The 313-nt window shown below is 50.2% G+C and carries 1 protein-coding gene; it reads left to right on the forward strand.

The genetic code is table 11. The features are described from left to right. On the forward strand, positions 1 to 313 hold a 313-nt coding region (locus NXS07_RS21095; protein WP_258087645.1), incomplete at both ends, for a DUF2570 family protein.

Raw genomic sequence — 313 nt, forward strand, 5'->3', positions numbered from 1 at the left:
TCAACAGCCAGTACTTCACCCTCGGCGCTCTGGTGATTATCTCCGGTCTGCTTTGGTTCTATTACAGTGAGTATCGGGAGAAAGCCAAAGCCTACACGGAACTGGATGCGAAGTATAAGAATCAGCAGGCCATCACCGACAACGCCTTTCAGTCCATCAGGATCATCAATGACATCTCACGAATTAATAGCGAAAGCCGGGATCGGTCAGCCGTGGATTCTGAGCAAACCAAAACGGTCATCAAATCGGTTGTTGCCCATAATGATTGCGCCAATCGCCTTGTGCCTGATGGGGCTGTTATCCGGTTGCAGCA

The sequence above is a fragment of the Xenorhabdus bovienii genome (assembly GCF_024721015.1).
Taxonomy (GTDB): domain Bacteria; phylum Pseudomonadota; class Gammaproteobacteria; order Enterobacterales; family Enterobacteriaceae; genus Xenorhabdus; species Xenorhabdus bovienii.